The 17562-nt window shown below is 35.9% G+C and carries 21 protein-coding genes; 10 read left to right on the top strand and 11 right to left on the bottom strand.

What is annotated here, in order from left to right; genetic code table 11:
* Positions 1-80 precede the first annotated feature (80 nt).
* Positions 81-1025 (top strand): 3'-5' exoribonuclease YhaM, encoded by a 945-nt coding sequence (yhaM, locus tag AN964_RS17270; protein ID WP_055740877.1) that lies wholly within the window; start codon positions 81-83, stop codon positions 1023-1025.
* A 291-nt stretch (positions 1026-1316) separates the two neighbouring features.
* Here the strand turns inward: yhaM and AN964_RS17265 are convergent, their stop codons facing one another.
* The 3 genes from AN964_RS17265 to AN964_RS17255 are packed head-to-tail and all read right to left on the bottom strand — an operon-like array spanning position 1317 to position 4044.
* On the bottom strand, positions 1317-2048 hold the full coding sequence (locus AN964_RS17265) for an EcsC family protein (protein ID WP_055740876.1): 732 nt from the start codon (positions 2046-2048) through the stop codon (positions 1317-1319).
* A 36-nt stretch (positions 2049-2084) separates the two neighbouring features.
* Positions 2085-3311, bottom strand: coding sequence for an ABC transporter permease (locus tag AN964_RS17260; protein ID WP_055740875.1), 1227 nt, complete (start codon positions 3309-3311; stop codon positions 2085-2087).
* Complete coding sequence (locus tag AN964_RS17255; RefSeq protein ID WP_055740874.1) at positions 3298-4044, bottom strand: ABC transporter ATP-binding protein; 747 nt, start codon at positions 4042-4044, stop codon at positions 3298-3300. The genes AN964_RS17260 and AN964_RS17255 overlap by 14 nt, the downstream gene beginning before the upstream one ends.
* An 880-nt stretch (positions 4045-4924) precedes the next feature.
* Here AN964_RS17255 and AN964_RS17250 point away from each other — a divergent pair.
* Entirely contained in the window at positions 4925-5347 is a 423-nt protein-coding gene (locus AN964_RS17250) for an HIT family protein (RefSeq protein WP_055740873.1), read from the top strand.
* 174 nt (positions 5348-5521) lie between these two features.
* Positions 5522-6037, top strand: coding sequence for a tryptophan transporter (locus AN964_RS17245; RefSeq protein ID WP_055740872.1), 516 nt, complete (start codon positions 5522-5524; stop codon positions 6035-6037).
* Between the two features lie 34 nt (positions 6038-6071).
* On the opposite strand, the gene yhzF is transcribed toward AN964_RS17245, so the two are convergent.
* Positions 6072-6266 (bottom strand): membrane protein YhzF, encoded by a 195-nt coding sequence (gene yhzF, locus AN964_RS17240; RefSeq protein ID WP_055740871.1) that lies wholly within the window; start codon positions 6264-6266, stop codon positions 6072-6074.
* Positions 6267-6592: 326 nt separating this feature from the next.
* Between yhzF and AN964_RS17235 the strand changes: the two genes are divergently transcribed.
* Together AN964_RS17235 and AN964_RS17230 are read left to right on the top strand one after the other, a co-directional pair.
* A complete protein-coding gene (locus tag AN964_RS17235; RefSeq protein ID WP_055740870.1) occupies positions 6593-6952 on the top strand; it encodes a YtxH domain-containing protein in 360 nt (119 codons plus the stop codon).
* Positions 6953-7079: 127 nt separating this feature from the next.
* Positions 7080-7652 (top strand): HTH-type transcriptional regulator Hpr, encoded by a 573-nt coding sequence (locus AN964_RS17230; RefSeq protein WP_055740869.1) that lies wholly within the window; start codon positions 7080-7082, stop codon positions 7650-7652.
* Here AN964_RS17230 and AN964_RS17225 read toward each other — a convergent pair.
* The gene (locus tag AN964_RS17225) at positions 7649-7981 is read right to left on the bottom strand and encodes a DUF1878 family protein (protein WP_055740868.1); all 333 of its coding nucleotides are present in this window, start codon (positions 7979-7981) and stop codon (positions 7649-7651) included. The genes AN964_RS17230 and AN964_RS17225 overlap by 4 nt on opposite strands.
* Positions 7982-8396: 415 nt before the next feature.
* Between AN964_RS17225 and AN964_RS17220 the strand changes: the two genes are divergently transcribed.
* Complete coding sequence (locus tag AN964_RS17220; RefSeq protein ID WP_055740867.1) at positions 8397-8576, top strand: hypothetical protein; 180 nt, start codon at positions 8397-8399, stop codon at positions 8574-8576.
* Between the two features lie 312 nt (positions 8577-8888).
* Here the strand turns inward: AN964_RS17220 and AN964_RS17215 are convergent, their stop codons facing one another.
* Together AN964_RS17215 and AN964_RS25705 are read right to left on the bottom strand one after the other, a co-directional pair.
* On the bottom strand, positions 8889-8978 hold the full coding sequence (locus AN964_RS17215; RefSeq protein ID WP_055740866.1) for a YjcZ family sporulation protein: 90 nt from the start codon (positions 8976-8978) through the stop codon (positions 8889-8891).
* An 83-nt stretch (positions 8979-9061) separates the two neighbouring features.
* Entirely contained in the window at positions 9062-9145 is an 84-nt protein-coding gene (locus AN964_RS25705; RefSeq protein WP_083489390.1) for a YjcZ family sporulation protein, read from the bottom strand.
* Between the two features lie 417 nt (positions 9146-9562).
* On the opposite strand from AN964_RS25705, the gene AN964_RS17210 reads away from it, so the two are divergent.
* Positions 9563-10462, top strand: a complete 900-nt coding sequence (locus AN964_RS17210; protein ID WP_055740865.1) for a peptidylprolyl isomerase — start codon at positions 9563-9565, stop codon at positions 10460-10462.
* Between the two features lie 64 nt (positions 10463-10526).
* Here AN964_RS17210 and AN964_RS17205 read toward each other — a convergent pair whose 3' ends face one another.
* The 3 genes from AN964_RS17205 to AN964_RS17195 form a co-directional block, all read right to left on the bottom strand.
* The gene (locus AN964_RS17205) at positions 10527-10706 is read right to left on the bottom strand and encodes a sporulation YhaL family protein (protein WP_055740864.1); all 180 of its coding nucleotides are present in this window, start codon (positions 10704-10706) and stop codon (positions 10527-10529) included.
* Between the two features lie 346 nt (positions 10707-11052).
* On the bottom strand, positions 11053-12222 hold the full coding sequence (locus AN964_RS17200; RefSeq protein ID WP_055741279.1) for a M20 family metallopeptidase: 1170 nt from the start codon (positions 12220-12222) through the stop codon (positions 11053-11055).
* 323 nt (positions 12223-12545) lie between these two features.
* Positions 12546-13940: a hypothetical protein gene (locus tag AN964_RS17195; RefSeq protein ID WP_055740863.1), complete on the bottom strand. Its 1395-nt coding sequence runs from the start codon at positions 13938-13940 to the stop codon at positions 12546-12548.
* 308 nt (positions 13941-14248) lie between these two features.
* Between AN964_RS17195 and liaF the strand changes: the two genes are divergently transcribed.
* The 3 genes from liaF to AN964_RS17180 all read left to right on the top strand — a co-directional run bounded on the left by liaF (position 14249) and on the right by AN964_RS17180 (position 16859).
* A complete protein-coding gene (gene liaF / locus AN964_RS17190) occupies positions 14249-15019 on the top strand; it encodes a cell wall-active antibiotics response protein LiaF (protein ID WP_055740862.1) in 771 nt (256 codons plus the stop codon).
* A 12-nt stretch (positions 15020-15031) separates the two neighbouring features.
* The gene (locus tag AN964_RS17185) at positions 15032-16063 is read left to right on the top strand and encodes a sensor histidine kinase (RefSeq protein ID WP_055740861.1); all 1032 of its coding nucleotides are present in this window, start codon (positions 15032-15034) and stop codon (positions 16061-16063) included.
* Positions 16064-16214: 151 nt separating this feature from the next.
* Positions 16215-16859: a response regulator gene (locus AN964_RS17180; RefSeq protein ID WP_055740860.1), complete on the top strand. Its 645-nt coding sequence runs from the start codon at positions 16215-16217 to the stop codon at positions 16857-16859.
* A 38-nt stretch (positions 16860-16897) separates the two neighbouring features.
* Here AN964_RS17180 and AN964_RS17175 read toward each other — a convergent pair whose 3' ends face one another.
* A complete protein-coding gene (locus AN964_RS17175; protein WP_055740859.1) occupies positions 16898-17395 on the bottom strand; it encodes an antibiotic biosynthesis monooxygenase family protein in 498 nt (165 codons plus the stop codon).
* Positions 17396-17562 lie beyond the last annotated feature (167 nt).

Raw genomic sequence — 17562 nt, 5'->3', positions numbered from 1 at the left:
TTTAGGATTTAAAAATAAAATACGAAAGATAAGAATTTATACGAAAACAATCAAAGAAGAGAGAAACGGGGGTATAAAAGATGACCAAAGGACTTATGGAATTTGAAGTCGGGGAACAATTAGAAATGTTTTTGCTGGTAAAAACTTGTACAAAGGGGATTGCGAGTAATGGCAAACCCTTTTTGTCGCTCGTATTGCAGGACCGCTCTGGTGATATAGAGGCAAAGCTCTGGGATACATCTGACCAGGATGAACAAACCTATAAGGCTGAAACAGTTGTGAAGGTAAATGGGGATGTTCAAAATTATCGCGGGCGTCTTCAACTAAGAATACGTCAAATCCGCCCCGCAAATCCGCAGGATAATGTTCAAGTCTCAGATTTCGTAGAAACGGCACCGCTTAGTCAAGATGAGATGATGAGCCAGATAACCCAATATATATTTGAAATGAAAAACCCGAATCTCCAAAGAATTACGAGACACTTATTAAAAAAATATAATAAGGGATTCTTAGTCTATCCAGCGGCAACAAAAAACCATCACGAATTTGTTTCGGGGCTTGCATACCATGTTGTATCTATGTTAAATCTGGCAAAAGCAATTGCTAATTTATACCCATCGTTAGACAAGGACTTATTATATTCCGGCATCATCCTACACGACCTAGGTAAAGTTATGGAGCTTTCCGGTCCGATTTCCACTACTTATACAGTAGAAGGGAATTTGTTAGGACATATAACCATCATGGTCAATGAAATTGGTAAAGCGGCAGAGGAACTCGATATCCATGGTGAGGAAGTAATGGTGCTGCAGCATTTGGTATTAAGCCATCACGGGAAGCTGGAATGGGGCAGTGCAAAGACTCCGATGATCAAGGAAGCTGAGATACTGCACTATATTGATAATGTCGATGCCAAAATGAATATGTTGGACCGTGCATTAAGACATGTGAAGCCAGGGGAATTTTCGGAAAGAATATTTGCTTTGGAAAATCGTTCTTTCTATAAACCTACTTTTCATAATTAAATAACCTTCAATGAAAAACCGAGTAAAAAGCTTCACTCTTGCTTTTTACTCGGTTTCTTTGTGAATAGGGGGTAAGGCGGACACAGAATCCGTTATTTTCAATAAATGCCCCATATATAAGAGTTTACCGGACACTGATTCCGTTATATGCCAAAAACCACAAGGAAATCCCTGCTTATGAAGCGAATAGCGGAACCAAAGTCCGCGAACATCCGAAATTAAGCCGTTTTGTCACAAATAATGGAACTGGTGTCCGCCTAGCTGAGATAACGGTGAAATTCACCAAAGCTTTTACTCAGTATCAATTTTTTTAAGAGAATTATCCAATAACCTAATCCTATATGCATTAAGTGCAGTTTCCCCTAACTGCTCCAATAAATTATAATTAGCATACGCTCCAACCACTGCACCAATTCCCGGTAGAAGCTGCAGCATTTTAACAAAATCAATATGATCACGATATTCTTCTTGCAACGTCCGCCAATCCACATCCATTAAATGCACTTTTTCTTGTTCCCAATTTTCTATAATCGATAATACCTTCTTACGGTGCTCTTCACTTGAAAATGCCAATTGGAATACATTTAAAATGAACAATCTTTCTTCATATCTTGAGGTATCATAACCATGAATAGCAGCTGCTTCAAATAAAAATTTCATTTTAATAGAAAGCAGTAATGGAAAATCAGCAAGGCCAAGTAAAATCCCTCCGGCACCTGTTCCAGCACCTTCCACAGCTGCTGTTTTTCGGTAGACTGCAAGCTTTTCTTTTATTAGCTTTTCTTTTTCTTCCAAGGATAAAGCAGAAGTGTCACGTTTCTTTGTTAAAAAGTCCGAACCGAAAAGCGTTGTTTGAATCATTTTTTTGATGCTTTCAGTGATCAATTGATGTGCTTTTTCCGGAATAAACTGATTCAATTTTCCTTGAGCTTTTTCGGTTATGCGTTTGACCATGCTTGATCTTTTTGTTATTTTCCGTTTCCAATTTTCTACTTCTGAACGGATTTTTGTTTCATAATCCATAAATGATTCTCCTTCAGAATCTAGTATGGTGCCATGTTAAAAATTCGTATCTATTTTTTTTAACCGAGATGGAATATAAATTTTCACTAATAGCAATACAAATACAATGCCAATAAGCAGTACAAGTACTCCATTTACCCACGAGCTGCTTATTAGGGCAAGAATCCCGAATATTAGCGCTTGAAGCATTAATACAGTTGTAATTACCTTTAGAAAAGAGCTTTTTTTCAGTTCCATAGAAACCGGATAGAGATGTAACCATATTTTCAATTCATGGTAACGCACCATTGGGATAAGCTGAAATCCGGTTAAATATAAAAACACTAGGGCTACCCCAATCATTAAGTAGCGCTGATCACTGAAAAGCAAGATTAGTCCCCCGATGATGGTTAATCGAACGAACAATCCAAAATATTCACTTGTTCTGACAAAGGTTCTCGCAAATAAATATCGATACGTATTTTGTTGCCCATATTTTACTCTATTTAGAATAGGATCTAACCATTTGCGGCGTTTTACTTGCCCTTTTAATTTCGGAACATCCGTAAATAGGTTGGCAAAGCGGTAAAATCCTGTCAATCGCTTTTCTTCCTTTTCAATTAACAAATCCCATTTTATTGTTTTTTCCTTCGCCAAACGATGGAAATATTGATATACACCAATATAGAGTACAATTAATACTCCGACGTACCAAAATGGAGCTTTTTCAACGAGCAAAAACACAAATATTGTGTTTAAAGCGAATCGAATAATCCAATCGAAAATTTCTACTTGTGGATCTCTAAATTTTAATACGTCCCAATGCATGAAAAGATTCCAATATTTTAAAATCCACATGATGATTAAATAAAAGAAAAAGGATCGAAAGCTTCCGCCAGTTGAATGTACATACATCGGCATTAAAACGGCGAGCACCATTAATAAAATATATGACTGAATGACAAAGCTTAGTTTTATCGCTTTGCGAAAGTATGATTGCAGCTTTGTTTCAAGCGGAAGTAAGAAAACTTTATCCGCATTTTTCAGTAACGTATAAATCGGACTAATCGTAATGACAAGACCTAAAATAAGCCCCATCACCCATCCTATTGGGAAATGGTGATCTAATGTTTTTACCCACCTGCTATAATAATATGCCCCGCCGCTCAATGCGAAAATTGCCACAAACAATAAATGATCATTAAAAATGTATTTTAAATACTTACGCATTTCGATGGTATATAATTGCAGCCGTTCTTTCCAAAGGTTATCAATTTTCTTCATCTGAATCTTCCTTCGTTAATTGAATATAAATATCATCCAATGTTGCTCCCGGCATATTAAATTGGTCTCTTAATTCTTCCAACGACCCCTTAGCTCTTATCGTCCCGTTATGTAAAATAATGAATCCATCACAATATCGCTCTGCTGTTGCCAATATATGAGTAGACATTAAAATGCCGGCACCGTTTTCTTTCATCTGTTTCATCAGATCAAGCAGGGATTGAATTCCAAGTGGATCAAGTCCAAGAAAAGGTTCATCAATAATATATAGATCAGGTTCTACCAAAAAGGCGCACATAATCATGACCTTTTGCTTCATCCCTTTAGAAAAATGCGCAGGAAACCAATTCAATTTTTTATTGAGTCGAAATTCCTTTAGTAATGGTGTTATACGTTCGTTATATGTATTTTCATCGATTCCATAAGCCATCGCTGTGATTTTTAAATGTTCGTCCAATGTTAATTCATCGTATAGAATTGGCGTCTCAGGAATATAGGAGAATTGCTTCCTGTATTCGTCAGGTTGATCGCGAAGGGCTTTTCCATTAATGTGAATCGATCCTTTTTTAGGCTCCATCAATCCGATGATATGTTTAATGGTTGTACTTTTTCCAGCACCATTTAAGCCAATTAGCCCAATGATTTCTTTCTGGTTGATGGAAAAAGAAATATCCTTTAATACTGGCTTTTTTGTATATCCGCCAATTAAGTTTTTTACTTCAAGTAGAGACATTTTGTACGTCCTTTCATTCATGGATTATGGCTCTTTTCTTATCCTTTGTTGAATCAAAACTTCCATAAATTTCTCTATTCAAATAGACTCAATACATTTTCAGAAAAGATGCCATGAAACTGTACTGTTTCTGTATCTTATACAAAGAGGTAAAACAATAAATTGTATGAAAACAGCATTGATTATTGATATTGTAACATTATCCAACACTTTAATTAAAAAAGAAAACGGTCATTTTGTGAAAAAGTGTATAACTTCCTTATGATTGCACATTCTATTATCGAAGGGGATTTACAAAACTTATAACGGGGTGGTTGTTAAAGACCGAGATCCGTAATATAAGCTGATTAGGGAAAAGTCATAAAATGACAACAACGGATTTTACACCAACATGAAAAATGAGGTGTTTGTCGTAGATCGCTTACTGTTTTAAAAGTCTAAATAAAAACTTTTAAGCAATAAGGGGATGATCACGTTGAACAAAGGTCATTTACTCCACTAGCTTTATAACACATTCATCGAAAAATGAGGTGTTTATCAAAGGCTGAATAGACGAAAACCTATATCTTTAAATACCCCTTCAGGTGGGACGGGATCCATACGGAAATCCCGTCCCTTCTTTATTTCAAAAATATCCTTGTCTAGTTACAGCGCCTATCGGCTAGCGGATTTCTCCGTCTCCTCCCTACGATAAGTCAACATCAGTTGAAAATGGAAGTGCGATTTTCACTTGTTCGTGAACTACCTCACTGTGTTTCCTTTATCTCAGTCGAAGACTACGAAATCCGTACGCCGATGGGCAAGGCGCTTCCGCTTTTCTAACTTCCAACTTCCGCCACTTCCTAGTATAATAAATAAAAAGCAGAAAGGTGGAATTGCTGTGAGTGATTGTATTTTTTGCAAGATAATTAACGGGGAGCTTCCAAGCGCAAAAGTGTATGAGGACGAACATGTCTTTGCTTTTCTTGATTTAAGCCAAGTAACAAAAGGACATACACTTGTTATTCCGAAAATACATAAAAAGAATGTATTTGAATTAACTCCAGAAATCGCAGGAAATGTATTTAAGGCAGTACCGAAAATAGCAAATGCCCTAAATACTGCCTACGAACCAATTGGAATGAATTTATTGCAAAACAATGGTGAATTTGCTGGACAATCTGTTTTCCACTTCCATATACACCTAATTCCTCGTTATGGGAAAGGTGATGGATTTGGCGCTGTTTGGAAATCTCATCAAGATAATTATAGTTCTGACGATCTGCAAAAAATTGCAGGCGAAATATCTAATCATATTCAATAAAAAAAGCCCGAAATCCTGCCTAAATGCAGGATTTTTACTTTTTATTCCCATTAAAATTCTCTTTCCTGCCTGTTAGGTATATGATAAAATACAAATAAACTTTCGCTGCTGGCAGTGAGTGCACAGCAGGAGAGGGATTAGCAGAGAATAGAATGATGAGGAGAGATGAGAAAAATGAATACAAAGTCACTTGTTAGCATGGCCTTGCTCGTCGGCATCGGTACTGTGCTGCACACCATTATTCCTGGGATTATTTTGGATATGAAGCCGGACATGATGTTAACGATGATGTTTCTTGGAATTATGTTATTTCCTGAAAAGAAAAATGTACTGTTATTAGGTGCTTTAACAGGAATTATATCAGGCTTGACTACCAGTTTTCCGGGAGGACTTGTTCCAAATATTATTGATAAATTAATTACATCCTTTATTTTCTTTGGACTTTATATTTTATTATCCAAAAAAAGCTTTTCTGTTATTAAAGCAATCGTATTTACGGTTATTGGAACTATAATCTCAGGTACTGTATTTTTAACTTCAGCATTACTTCTTGTTGGATTACCTGGACCTTTCTTAGTATTATATATAACTGTTTTAGTAGGAGCATTAATGAATGCTGTTGCGATGGCGATTCTTTATCCAATTGTGCAAACAATATTAAGAAGAACGCACGTCATTAAAAATGCTTAAATATAATCAAATGGCCCTAATTTTTAGGGCCATTTTAATTGAAAATCCACATACAAATAAAACCTAATAAACCAAACAGTATGCCTCCAACAGCCATCAATCTAACTCTTTGTTTTAAAACTCTCTTCGGTGGATAAAAGCCCGGCTGTAAATGTTTTAAAATATTATAGATCATACCAGCAAGTAAAAGAATACTAATTATAAAAAAGAAAAAAGTGATGGCAGCCATCTCCTTCCCCCAGATGCCATTAGTAAGTCCTACCACTACAATATGCTTCACAGTTACATGTAATGAATTATATTCCATAAAAAAATGTTTAACCTATGAAGTCTATATCTAGCATTAACACTGTCTACTAGGGACTTATCCGTGCGGTATGTCATCAACTCATGAACTTCTTCGCTGTGTTTCCGTTGGTCTCGCTAGTGACTAAGAAATCCGTATGCTAGAGTATTTTTGTCATATATTAAACATTTGAATAATTTATGATATTTTTTAGAAGTTAGTTTCGAATCTGTTATAATAGGATATAGAAACAAACAGAGGTGAATAGAATGAATAAAAGGTCTCTAGGTTATGGATTTCTTTTTGGCAGTATTGCAGGTGCTATTACTGCGTTATTAGCAGCCCCAACTTCCGGAAAAGAGCTTCGGGTTCAATTAAAAGAAACGGCGGATGATTGGGCAAGTAACTTACAAGATATCAGATTGAATCTTACCCGTTTAAAAAATTCATTTTCCAAATTATCCGGAGAAGGAAAAGAGATAGCCATAGAAATTATTCACGATATTAAAACATCGATAAATGAATGGCAAAAGGAAATCGAGCCAACAAAGCAATCACTTTTCAATGAATTAAAAGAAATTCAAAAAACCATTGAAGAATTAGAAATAAAGACGAATAAAAATGCCTGAAAAACTCCGTTATAAATGGGGTTTTTTTATTATATTTCTCGTTTCAAAAAATTTTGTCAATTTATATCTTTATTAATTTTTGTTTTATTGGCATAATGTTATTAAAGAGATAAAAGTGGGTGAAATAATGACAGGGGATCAATTTTCAATTAAGGAAGCTATGCTTTTTAGCCAAAGAATAGCTCAATTAAGCAAAGCATTGTGGAAGACAATAGAAAAAGACTGGCAACAATGGATTAAGCCCTATGATTTGAATATCAACGAGCACCACATTTTATGGATTGCTTATCATCTTAAAGGTGCTTCTATTTCTGATGTCGCAAAATTTGGGGTAATGCATGTTTCGACCGCTTTCAATTTTTCAAAGAAATTAGAGGAGAGAGGTTTGTTGCAGTTTTCCAAAAAGGAAAATGACAAAAGAAACACGTATATTCAAATTACAGAAGATGGGGAAAAGATATTATTAGAATTAATGGAATCCTTTAATCCATCCACAAATACCATTTTTCAAGGTGCTATGCCAATTCGAAACTTATATGGTAAATTTCCAGAATTTATTGAACTTATGGCGGTAATTCGAAATATTTACGGGGATGACTTTGTGAAAATATTCGAAAAGTCCTTTAATAATATTGAAACAGAGTTCACGGAGGATGATGGGAAAATCAAAAAATTATCCTTGGAAAATGAACATTCTTAAGAAATATTTTTCAATAAGGTATGCATTAATTCCGAATATATTTTTTGATCGATGCATGCCATTATCACTTCGTGAGGGTGCAGTTTAGGATGTAGCCTTTCTTTGAACTTTACATAAAGCGGAGAAAAGTAGACAAAATTTTCCGCTTTTAATTCTTCATATTCTTTGCTCAAACTCTCACAAAGGTCAAAGAACTGTGCTACATCTTCCTCTGTTAATTGTTTTTCTATGATTAATTGATAGAAACCAAAGCCTTCTTTTTTTGACATTTGTAAAAGCAGTGATTGATAATATTCCATTCTTTTCAATCGTTCTTCGAAATTTTCCATTTCCCAACCTCGTTTAATGTTTTCTTTTGTCTGGCTCTAGCGTCAAGCGTCTAGGGGATTGCTCTCATCTTACGATAAAGCGGAAATCGACTCTCTGTTTCCCGAAGTATGCATCGAAGAATACGAAATTCGTCGCCTAAGATCATAGCGTTTCCTTCTTAATATGTTACATCTTAACCAAAAAAATATATACATTTCAAGTATATTTTACAACTAATATTTGTTTTGTTTTATTGTTTTGATAATTAAAAAAATTAATAAGAGTAATATTGCTTCATATGATGAATATAGTGCAAGAACTGCACATAAGCCTATCATAAATCATTTTCCGTTCTTCGATAAGAGCATTTTCATCTATCTTTTTTGATAAACTTTTGATATCCTAATTTATAGGAGATATGGGGAGGGGTTATGGATGATCTCCATTTTTATTATTTTTGCTGTTTTTATTCTGTATTCCTTTAATAGCTTGACCAATTCTCTTTGTATTCAAAAGGAAATTCCAGAAGACCGTCAGCCGAAAGTTTTTATGACGATTAATATTCTCATAACTATATTGCTGGTATCTTCATATGTAGAAATTATTACTGCATAAATACACCGCTTGAAAATGGTGACTAAAAACATATACATTTCCTTTTTTCTTGGGGATAATAACCTTTTGTACATAAAAAAGTCAGGCTTGAATGCCTGACCCTTTTAAATTAATAATAAAAATAACAAATTCCAATAAATATTCAATGAGTTTTTCTTTGACTTAGCTCCAGCGCCTATCGACTAGCGGACTTCCGGGTCTCCTTCCTACGATAAGTTAACATCAGCAGCGAATTACCTTGCTATGTTTTCTTTAACACAGCATGAAGCCCCTCAGTCCGTACGTCGATGATAATGTGCTTCTGCTTACTTATTAATACACCCAAGATGCACCGATAATGATGAGCAGAATAAATAATACTACCAGCAATGCAAAACCAGCTCCGTATGCGCCTCCGGTCATTGTATAACACCTCCTCTAAATTGATCTTTTTTTATATTTCTTATTTCATATCGTTAAGGCATTCGTCTTATTGACGGCTTTTTCTAACAAAGGAAAGCTGCCCCTACAATGATTAGCAGGATAAAAAGCACGACAATTAAAGCGAAACCGCCACCTGCAAAGTTCATATTTGAATACCTCCTTTTTTTCTTTCCCTTTATGTTATGTGCATTTGACTATTTGGTGTAGAACAAATGCCTATTATTAGTATGAAACTCTAATTTAAAAGCGTTGGTACCGTTCACATCACTGTAAAAGCAAAATAGTGAACATTAGATTTCCATTAGAATTCTGATAATATGTTTCTTTTCTGACAAGATTTGTGTTATAGTATGTTTTGTAGATTTTATGAGGGAAATAGTGGAGGAGCTATTAATTCTATTTTAAGAAATGAAATGTATCATAAGTTGTATTGTGCTTGTATACAAAATATATGCATTTGTACTATAGCCCGTATTCCTTCATAAGTATAAGCGGTTGGGATAGGCTCGAAATCCCTTATTAGTTGTATACACAAGATAAATACAGTTGGGAGTTGTTATTGAATGAAGAAATGGATACTATCCTTGACACTTGCAGCAAGTGTGGTTGGACTGGCTGCCTGCGGCAATAGTGGCAGCGGTAAAGATGTAGTAGTAAAAACAAAGGCTGGTAATATTACTCAAGATGAACTTTACACTGCTTTAAAAGATAAATATGGTGAGCAAGTTCTGCAACAACTTATTTTTGAAAAAGTATTATCTAAAAAATATAAAGTTTCCTCTAAGGATGTAGATAAGCAGGTTCAACAGGCTAAGGATCAACTTGGTGCTCAGTTTGATTCCGCTCTTCAACAATATGGTTATAAAGATGAGAAAGATTTCCGAAATACCATTAAAGTAGGACTTCTTGAACAACAAGCTGCTACAAAAGATGTTAAAGTTACAGATAAGGAAATAAAAGACTATTACGATAAAAATATAAAACCAGATATCAAAGCTCGTCATATTTTAGTTAAAGACTTAAAAACGGCGAATGATATTGAAGCAAAGCTTAAAGCAGGTCAAAAATTTGAGGACTTAGCGAAGAAATATTCTACTGATACGGGTTCAGCATCAAAAGGTGGAGATCTTGGCTGGTTTGGTCCAGGTAAAATGGTGCCTGCATTTGAAAATGCTGCATATGCTTTAAAACTAAATGAAATTAGTAAGCCGATTAAGTCTGATTATGGCTACCACATTATTCAATTAACTGGTAAGAAGAAAAAAGCACCACTTGATGATAAAATGAAAAAGCAAATTGAGCAAGATATTAAAACATCAAAAGTGGATAATACAAAAATCGCGAAAGCAATGCAATCGGAACTTAAAGATGCTAATGTGAAAATTGAAGATAAAGACTTAAAGAGTACATTAGATAACGTATTAAATGCTAATCCATCAAGTACCGGAACTTCTACTAAATAACACATAAAAAAGGGACAAGGATTTCACCTTGTCCTTTTTTGTGTGGGTCAGAGGACTTGATTCCTCATCCCACTTCTTGTTTACGGCGTTCTTTTTCTTCTTGCATTCTATCTATATATTCTTTGCCTTCTTTTTCAATCCATTCCATTTCTTGATCTCGATCCTCTTTTGCTGTTTTCACAGCCATGAAAGCACTAATTACAATTCCTGCTATAACAAAGTAAATCCAAATCGGCAATGACATGTGCTATTCTCCTTCCTACTGTTTGTCCATTTCTACATTATATGAATCCATCATTCTTTTATGTATAAGAGAATAAAAAAATCCCCATATTCGGGGAGATTTCTTCAGACAGGAAGGAATGCTATCTTAAAGATAATATTTTCTATCAGCAAATTTAATTTTATGAGCCCAAGCAGCTCTTTGGCTGACGGATTTCTGCGTATCCTCATCTTTTTGATAAGGGCATCAGGTGAAAATGGAAAAGCTATTTTCACTCGGTAAAATTATATTTCAAATTTTACCGAGTAAAATTTAACATGCTAATTTCACGCATCCGTAAGCAAAGCTGTGGCGCACCGAGCTTTGCTTATTTCGCTGCGAATTCTTCACTTTCTTCTTTAGAATCTTCTGTTTGTTGATAATTTAAAGCCGCCGAACCAAGTGTTTTGGCTGCTACTAGCAAGGATTTTTCATTAATATCAAATCTAGGATGATGATGCGGATATGGTGTTTCGGTCGCCTCGGGTTTCGCTCCAGTAAAGAAGAAGGTACCTTTTACATGTTGTAAGTAATAAGCAAAATCTTCTCCGCCCATTTCCGGTTCCGCTTCTTGAATGGAATGAATATCTTTTACAAGTTTCGCAGAGGCAACCAGAAAGTCTGTTTCCTTATCGTGATTGACTACTGCAGGGTATCCGCGGTCGTAAAGATATTCATACGTACAATCTGAAGCAAAACAAGTACCTTTAATTACTTTTTCTATTTCTTTCTCGATAAAGTCACGAACTTCTTCATTAAATGTACGAACCGTTCCAATGATTTTTGCCGAATCCGCAATCACATTAAAAGCGTTATTGGAAACAAAGGATCCAACAGATACGACGGCTGAATCAATCGGATTTACTCTCCGGCTGACAATTTGCTGTAAATTTAAAACTAATTGTGAAGCAATGACAATCGCATCTTTTGTCTTATGTGGTTGTGCTCCGTGCCCGCCAAATCCTTGGATGGTTATTTCGAAACGATCTGCTGCAGCCATAATAGGTCCCTTACGATAAGTGATTTCACCATAAGGAACGGGAGACCATAAATGAGTTCCAAATATTACATCGACACCATCCAAGCAACCATCCTTAATCATGGAAATCGCGCCACCGGGAGCATATTCTTCTGCGTGTTGGTGAATCATCACATATTCTCCTGAAAGGTCGTCTTTTAATTCGTTCAATACCTTTGCTAAAACTAGAAGGGTAGCAGTATGACCGTCATGACCACATGCATGCATCACACCAGGTACTAAAGATTTATAAGGGACTTCATTCTCTTCCTGGATGGGGAGGGCATCGAAATCTGCGCGCAAAGCAACGGTGCTGCCTGGTTTTGCCCCTTTAATTCTTGCGACAACACCATTTCCTCCAACATTTTCTCTTACCTCAATGCCTAAATCCTTATAAAAATTCGCTATGTATTTAGCGGTATTTACCTCTTTAAAAGATAATTCAGGATGTTGGTGCAAGTACCTTCTAATCTCAACCATTTCATTGTAGGATTCATCCAATTTTGTAAAAAGGTTTTCTAAAGTAGTCAAACTTATCAGCCCCTTTTGGAAGTATTTCTACTATTATATCACTTTGTATAAGTAAAAATATTCTATAAACGAAAATTTCAAGTTCAAAGTATTTTCTAATACTTATATAATGTAGATAAGATATTCATGGAAAAAGAGGTTTCCCATGAGTTGAAAATGTACAAACCTTCGGGAAATCCTCTTTTTATAAAGTAAAAAGAAAGTATAAATTTTTTTATCTCTAAAATTATTTAACTAGGATAAAGTCTGTGTAGCTCCAGCGCTTTTCTAAGTTAAATCAGAAAAATCGCCACAATGGTAGTTACGACTAATCCAATTACAACTGGTAAAAGGTTCCTCCTTGCTAAATCAAAAGGATCGACATTACAGATGGCTGCTGCTGGTATGAGCGCCCAAGGAATGATGGTTCCGCCGCCAACCCAGATTGCTGTTATCTGTCCTAATGCTGTTAAGGTTGCTACACCTGATCCTATAGCATGACCAAAAAGGGCAGCAATTGATCCATTCAAGGAAAGTCCGGAAAATCCTGAACCATCTAAACCGGTAATTACCCCGCCAATTGTAGAAGTGATAGCTCCTACTTCTTTTGATAAAGGAACAATACTGGCTAGTGCACCACCTAAATCGTTGACGATTCCTTGGGAGGCTTTCGGCAAATAGTCACCGATTATCGTTTTAAAACCGGCATCACCTAAATAGAAGAAAGCTGCTATGGGAATGACGGGGCCAAATACTTTAAAACCAAATTGCAAGCCTTCTATTAAATATTTGGTCGTTTTTTCTAATGCCTGTTTCTTATGCCCTGCTGCAGTGATCAGTAGCAGGATGAGGATAGCAGTACCACCGACTAGTGCTGTTGCGTCGCCACCTTGGAGGTTAAAGACAACCATTGCAATGATATCGAGGGCAAATAGAATAGGAACTAGAAAAGCAAAGAAGCGTCTGTAGAATACGGATAGTAAATTTGGATTGAACAGTTCATTTTTCTCACCTGTCCCAACAGTTGTGCCGGATTTCAGGATACCTTTTTTCATATCACGTTTTAAAAGGATAAAAGCTGTAACAGTCGTTACGACACCCATAATCACGACAAGCGGAATACTTGCATGAACAACATCTGAAACAGGTATTCCGGCACCATCCGCTGTAAGCTTCGGTGCACCCTGAATGATAAAATCGCCTGATAAGGCTATCCCGTGCCCGAATAAATTCATTGCTACAGCGACCCCAAGCGCCGGCAAACCAACACGAAGAGCAACAGGAAGCAAAACAGCTCCAATTAATGCAACGGCGGGAGATGGCCAGAAAAATAAAGATATGACAAGCATAACAATCCCAATTATCCAATAGGCAAGAGTTGGCGATTTAATTAATTTTGTAAATGGATAAATCATTACGTCATTTATTCCAGTTTCCATGAGGCTCTTACTCATAGAGACAATGATGGAGATGACGAGAATAATGGAGAGTAATTCGGTGATGGCATAGATAAAGCTATTAAAAACACTGCTAATTGAGGCGGTAAGCGAACCGGTAGCGGTTAATGCGATGAGAAAAATACCTGCAATACAAACAATGGTTGTATCGCGTTTAAAAATCATAAAAAGGATGATAAGCACGATGAAAGCCAAGTAAATCCAATGGATGGATGATATATCAATATTCATTCGTGACGCCTCCTTAATGGATACTTGTAAATTGGGCGATTGCCCTATTACCTATATTCAAGATATGTTGAGATACATATTAAGTGCAGAGGAGGCACAGAATTATTTTGTGTAAATGAAAGTAAATATTGGAATTTACTGCAACATACTATCTTGAAATATCCGACTACAGACGGAGACGAGATATATCGGTTGGACCTTTAAAAGGTTAAATACAAGAGAATATAATAATTGTACAGAGAAATAGAGGATTTTTTCATATTTTTCTCGAAATTTATGTATTGAGATTGAAAAGGCGGCGAAGTATTTTGATTTTTTCTGCGATATTACTTGTAATAGGGATTGCCCTTCTTCTAATAAATATTGGTGTCATTTCCTTGGAAATGAAAGAACTATTTGTCATGTTTATACCGATTTTGTTTGTTTTTGCTGGAATACTGTATTTTATCCAGAGCATCCACAGGAAATCGTCCGGATCTATTTTTCTTTCCTTGTTTTTCTTATTATATGGCTCCCTGTTAGAGTTAAATCATTATGGAATGGTTCATTTTACATATGGAGATTGGTGGAAGCTGTGGCCAATTTTCTTTATCTATTTGGCCATTAAAAAGATTTTCTTTAAGGAAAAAGTTAAATTTTCCATCGAAGCAGATTTTGACGATAAGGATATAGAAGATATAAAGAAATACAAAAACAAATATAAGAAGAAGTATAAAAAAAGCTTTACACTTATCGGAGATATGGAGTTTAACACACAAAATTGGCCCTTGAAATCAATGGATTTGCATAATTTAACTGGAGATTATTATTTTGATTTCAATAAAGCCTTCATACCGGAGGAAGAAACGAAAATTACGATAAAGAGCCGAATTGGGGACGTGAAAATGCTTATTCCGGAGGATATTCCAGTTCGGATTGTTACCAAAGTAACATTGGGGGATATACGTCTTTTTGAACAGAATTCTTCAGGGACGAAACCACATTTAGTATTTGAATCTCCAAATTATCATGATTCCATTAAAAAAATTGATATTTTAATTGAAGTTGGTATTGGGGATATAAGAATTGATCGTGTGTAGGAAAGGGGGAGTATGGTGAGAAGGTTTTTGAGCATCCGTTTTTGGTTTATCCAAAACTTTTTAACGATGGCCGTTATTTGCAGCTTAGTCTATTTTGTCGGCCTGCAATTTTACTTATTAGTTCATCATGAGAGTGTACTCGATACAAAAAAAATCCTCTTCCTTTCCATCTTTATGTTTTTAATATTTGCAATATTAAGCGTATACTTTGGTTATCGCAGCGGAAGATTATTTTTGCGAAAATTAGATGATGTGTTATCCTTTGTCTCTATTTTACGGAGCGGTAAATATTCAGCAAGAGTTGAAAATTATGAACAGGATGAAATTGGACTTATTCTTGACGAAATGAACCAGCTTGCGGCGTACATACAAGATCAAGTCCGTTCTTTGCAAAGGCTTGCAGATGAGAAGACAGAGTTAGTAGATCAAGCGCATCAGGCAGCTGTCATGGAAGAGCGGCAAAGACTAGCAAGAGATTTACACGATTCCGTAAGCCAACAGCTATTCGCACTCGGAATGTTATCCTCCGCTGCACTAAGAACGGTTACAAAAGATCCTGCCCAAGCTGAAAATATGTTAAAGCAAGTCGCGGGTATTTCTGCCAAGGCTCAAGGGGAAATGAGGGCGCTGCTACTGCACTTACGGCCAATAGATTTAAAAGGTGATACATTAGAAGAGGGAATCTATAAATTGGTAAGAGAATTAAAGGAAAAAACAAATCTTGATATTGAAAGTTCGATTAAGGAATTGGAAAATTTGTCAAAAGCAATTGAAGAGCATGTATTTCGCATTGTTCAGGAGGCACTTTCCAATATTCTAAGGCATGCACATGCCACAAAGGTTAGAATTACGTTGGAAGTGCTGAAGGACCATTTGCATTTATATATTAGTGATAATGGGAATGGATTTAGTTTAGAAAGGAAGTCTATGACTTCATACGGACTGCAGACGATGCGTGAACGATGTGAGGAACTGGGAGGGGTTTTTCAAATCCGGTCAAAAGAAAATGAGGGAACATATATTAATATTCGGATACCATTGTAGGGATAGCTTTCGTAATGTGTTTTAAATACCCAATTAGACTTAGTTTCGGGCATTTTTTCTTAAAATCGTTAGGCATTTCTAAGTTGTGTTTTACAAAAACAGAAACAACAAAGTTTAAGAAAAGAGCCTTTCGTAGGGGAGGGGGAAAGTCATGGATAAAGTAAAGGTAATGATAGTGGATGATCATGAAATGGTCAGGCTGGGGATTCGTTCCTATTTATTAACGGAAGAAAAAATTGATCTAGTAGCAGAGGCAAGCTCTGGAAAAGAAGCGGCATTACTTGCCAAAAAACATATGCCACAAGTCATCTTAATGGATTTGCTAATGGAAGAAGGGACTGGTATCGATGCGACGAAGGAAATTTTATCGTTTCTGCCAGACTGTAAAATTATCATTCTCACAAGCTATTATGATGATGAACAAGTTTTCCCGGCAATCGAAGCGGGTGCACATAGCTATTTATTAAAAACCTCTCGTGCGGAAGAGGTTACGGCAGCCATCTTTAAGGCAATCAGAGGAGAGTCTGTAATAGAGCCGAAAGTGGCTCATAAAATGATGAATCGTTTTAGAGGAGCGGCAAAGCTGCCACATGATGAATTAACAGAAAGAGAAATAGAAGTGCTGAAATGCCTGGGGGATGGCATGACCAATCAGGAAATTAGTGATTTCTTATTCATTGGTGTAAAAACAGTGAAAACCCATGTCAGTAATATTTTAAGTAAATTGGGAGTATCTGACCGAACTCAAGCCGCTATTTATGCAAATCGGAATAATATTATATTGGAAAGAAAATAAGAGCCCATTCGGCTCTTTTATCATATCTGGAAGCTTTGTTACTCCTCCTCAGGAATATTATATTGTGTAAAATAGGCAGGACCTGAGAAAATACTTTTGAATTCTGCTTCGGAATCTGCTTTTTGAGCTTCCTCATATGATTTAGAGCGTTTCCAGTCCGAATATGCTTTTTCGTTTTCCCACAAGGTAAATCCCACATAAGTATCCCCTTTTAATGGACGCAGAAGCCGAATGGCTTTGAAGCCAGGGACTTTCTTTACGGATGGAATTCTTGCTTTATAGCGATATTCAAAGACTGGTCTTCCTTCATCTGTTACAGGCACATGGTTAAAAGCAGCCAATCCTTTATTCACTAATTCTCCTAATCCATCAACCACTTCATACTTTCGGGGTACCTCAAATACGGATTTTTCATTTGTTTCATGCAATAATAAAGAATTTTGACCATTCTGCATAAGAATCATATTTTCGTTTGGATATTTTGTTTTAATTTTTTCTAAAAAATCATAGGTTCCAGTCGTAATATAAACATTCATGTTATCACCTCATCATATTTCCTTCACCTGCTTTTCCTATATTATATCCATTCCCTTAGGGAAAAAGTATAAACAAAAGCTTAAGTTTTTATTGTCAAATTTCAGCACCTAACGAAGAACGGAATTCCGGATATCCTCTCTGCGAAAAGACAAAATAATCTCCTGAA

This window comes from Heyndrickxia shackletonii, assembly GCF_001420715.1.
GTDB classification, from domain to species: Bacteria; Bacillota; Bacilli; order Bacillales; family Bacillaceae_C; genus Margalitia; species Margalitia shackletonii.
Note: the sequence above shows the minus strand (reverse complement) of the source record. Positions and strands in the feature narration are given on the sequence as shown.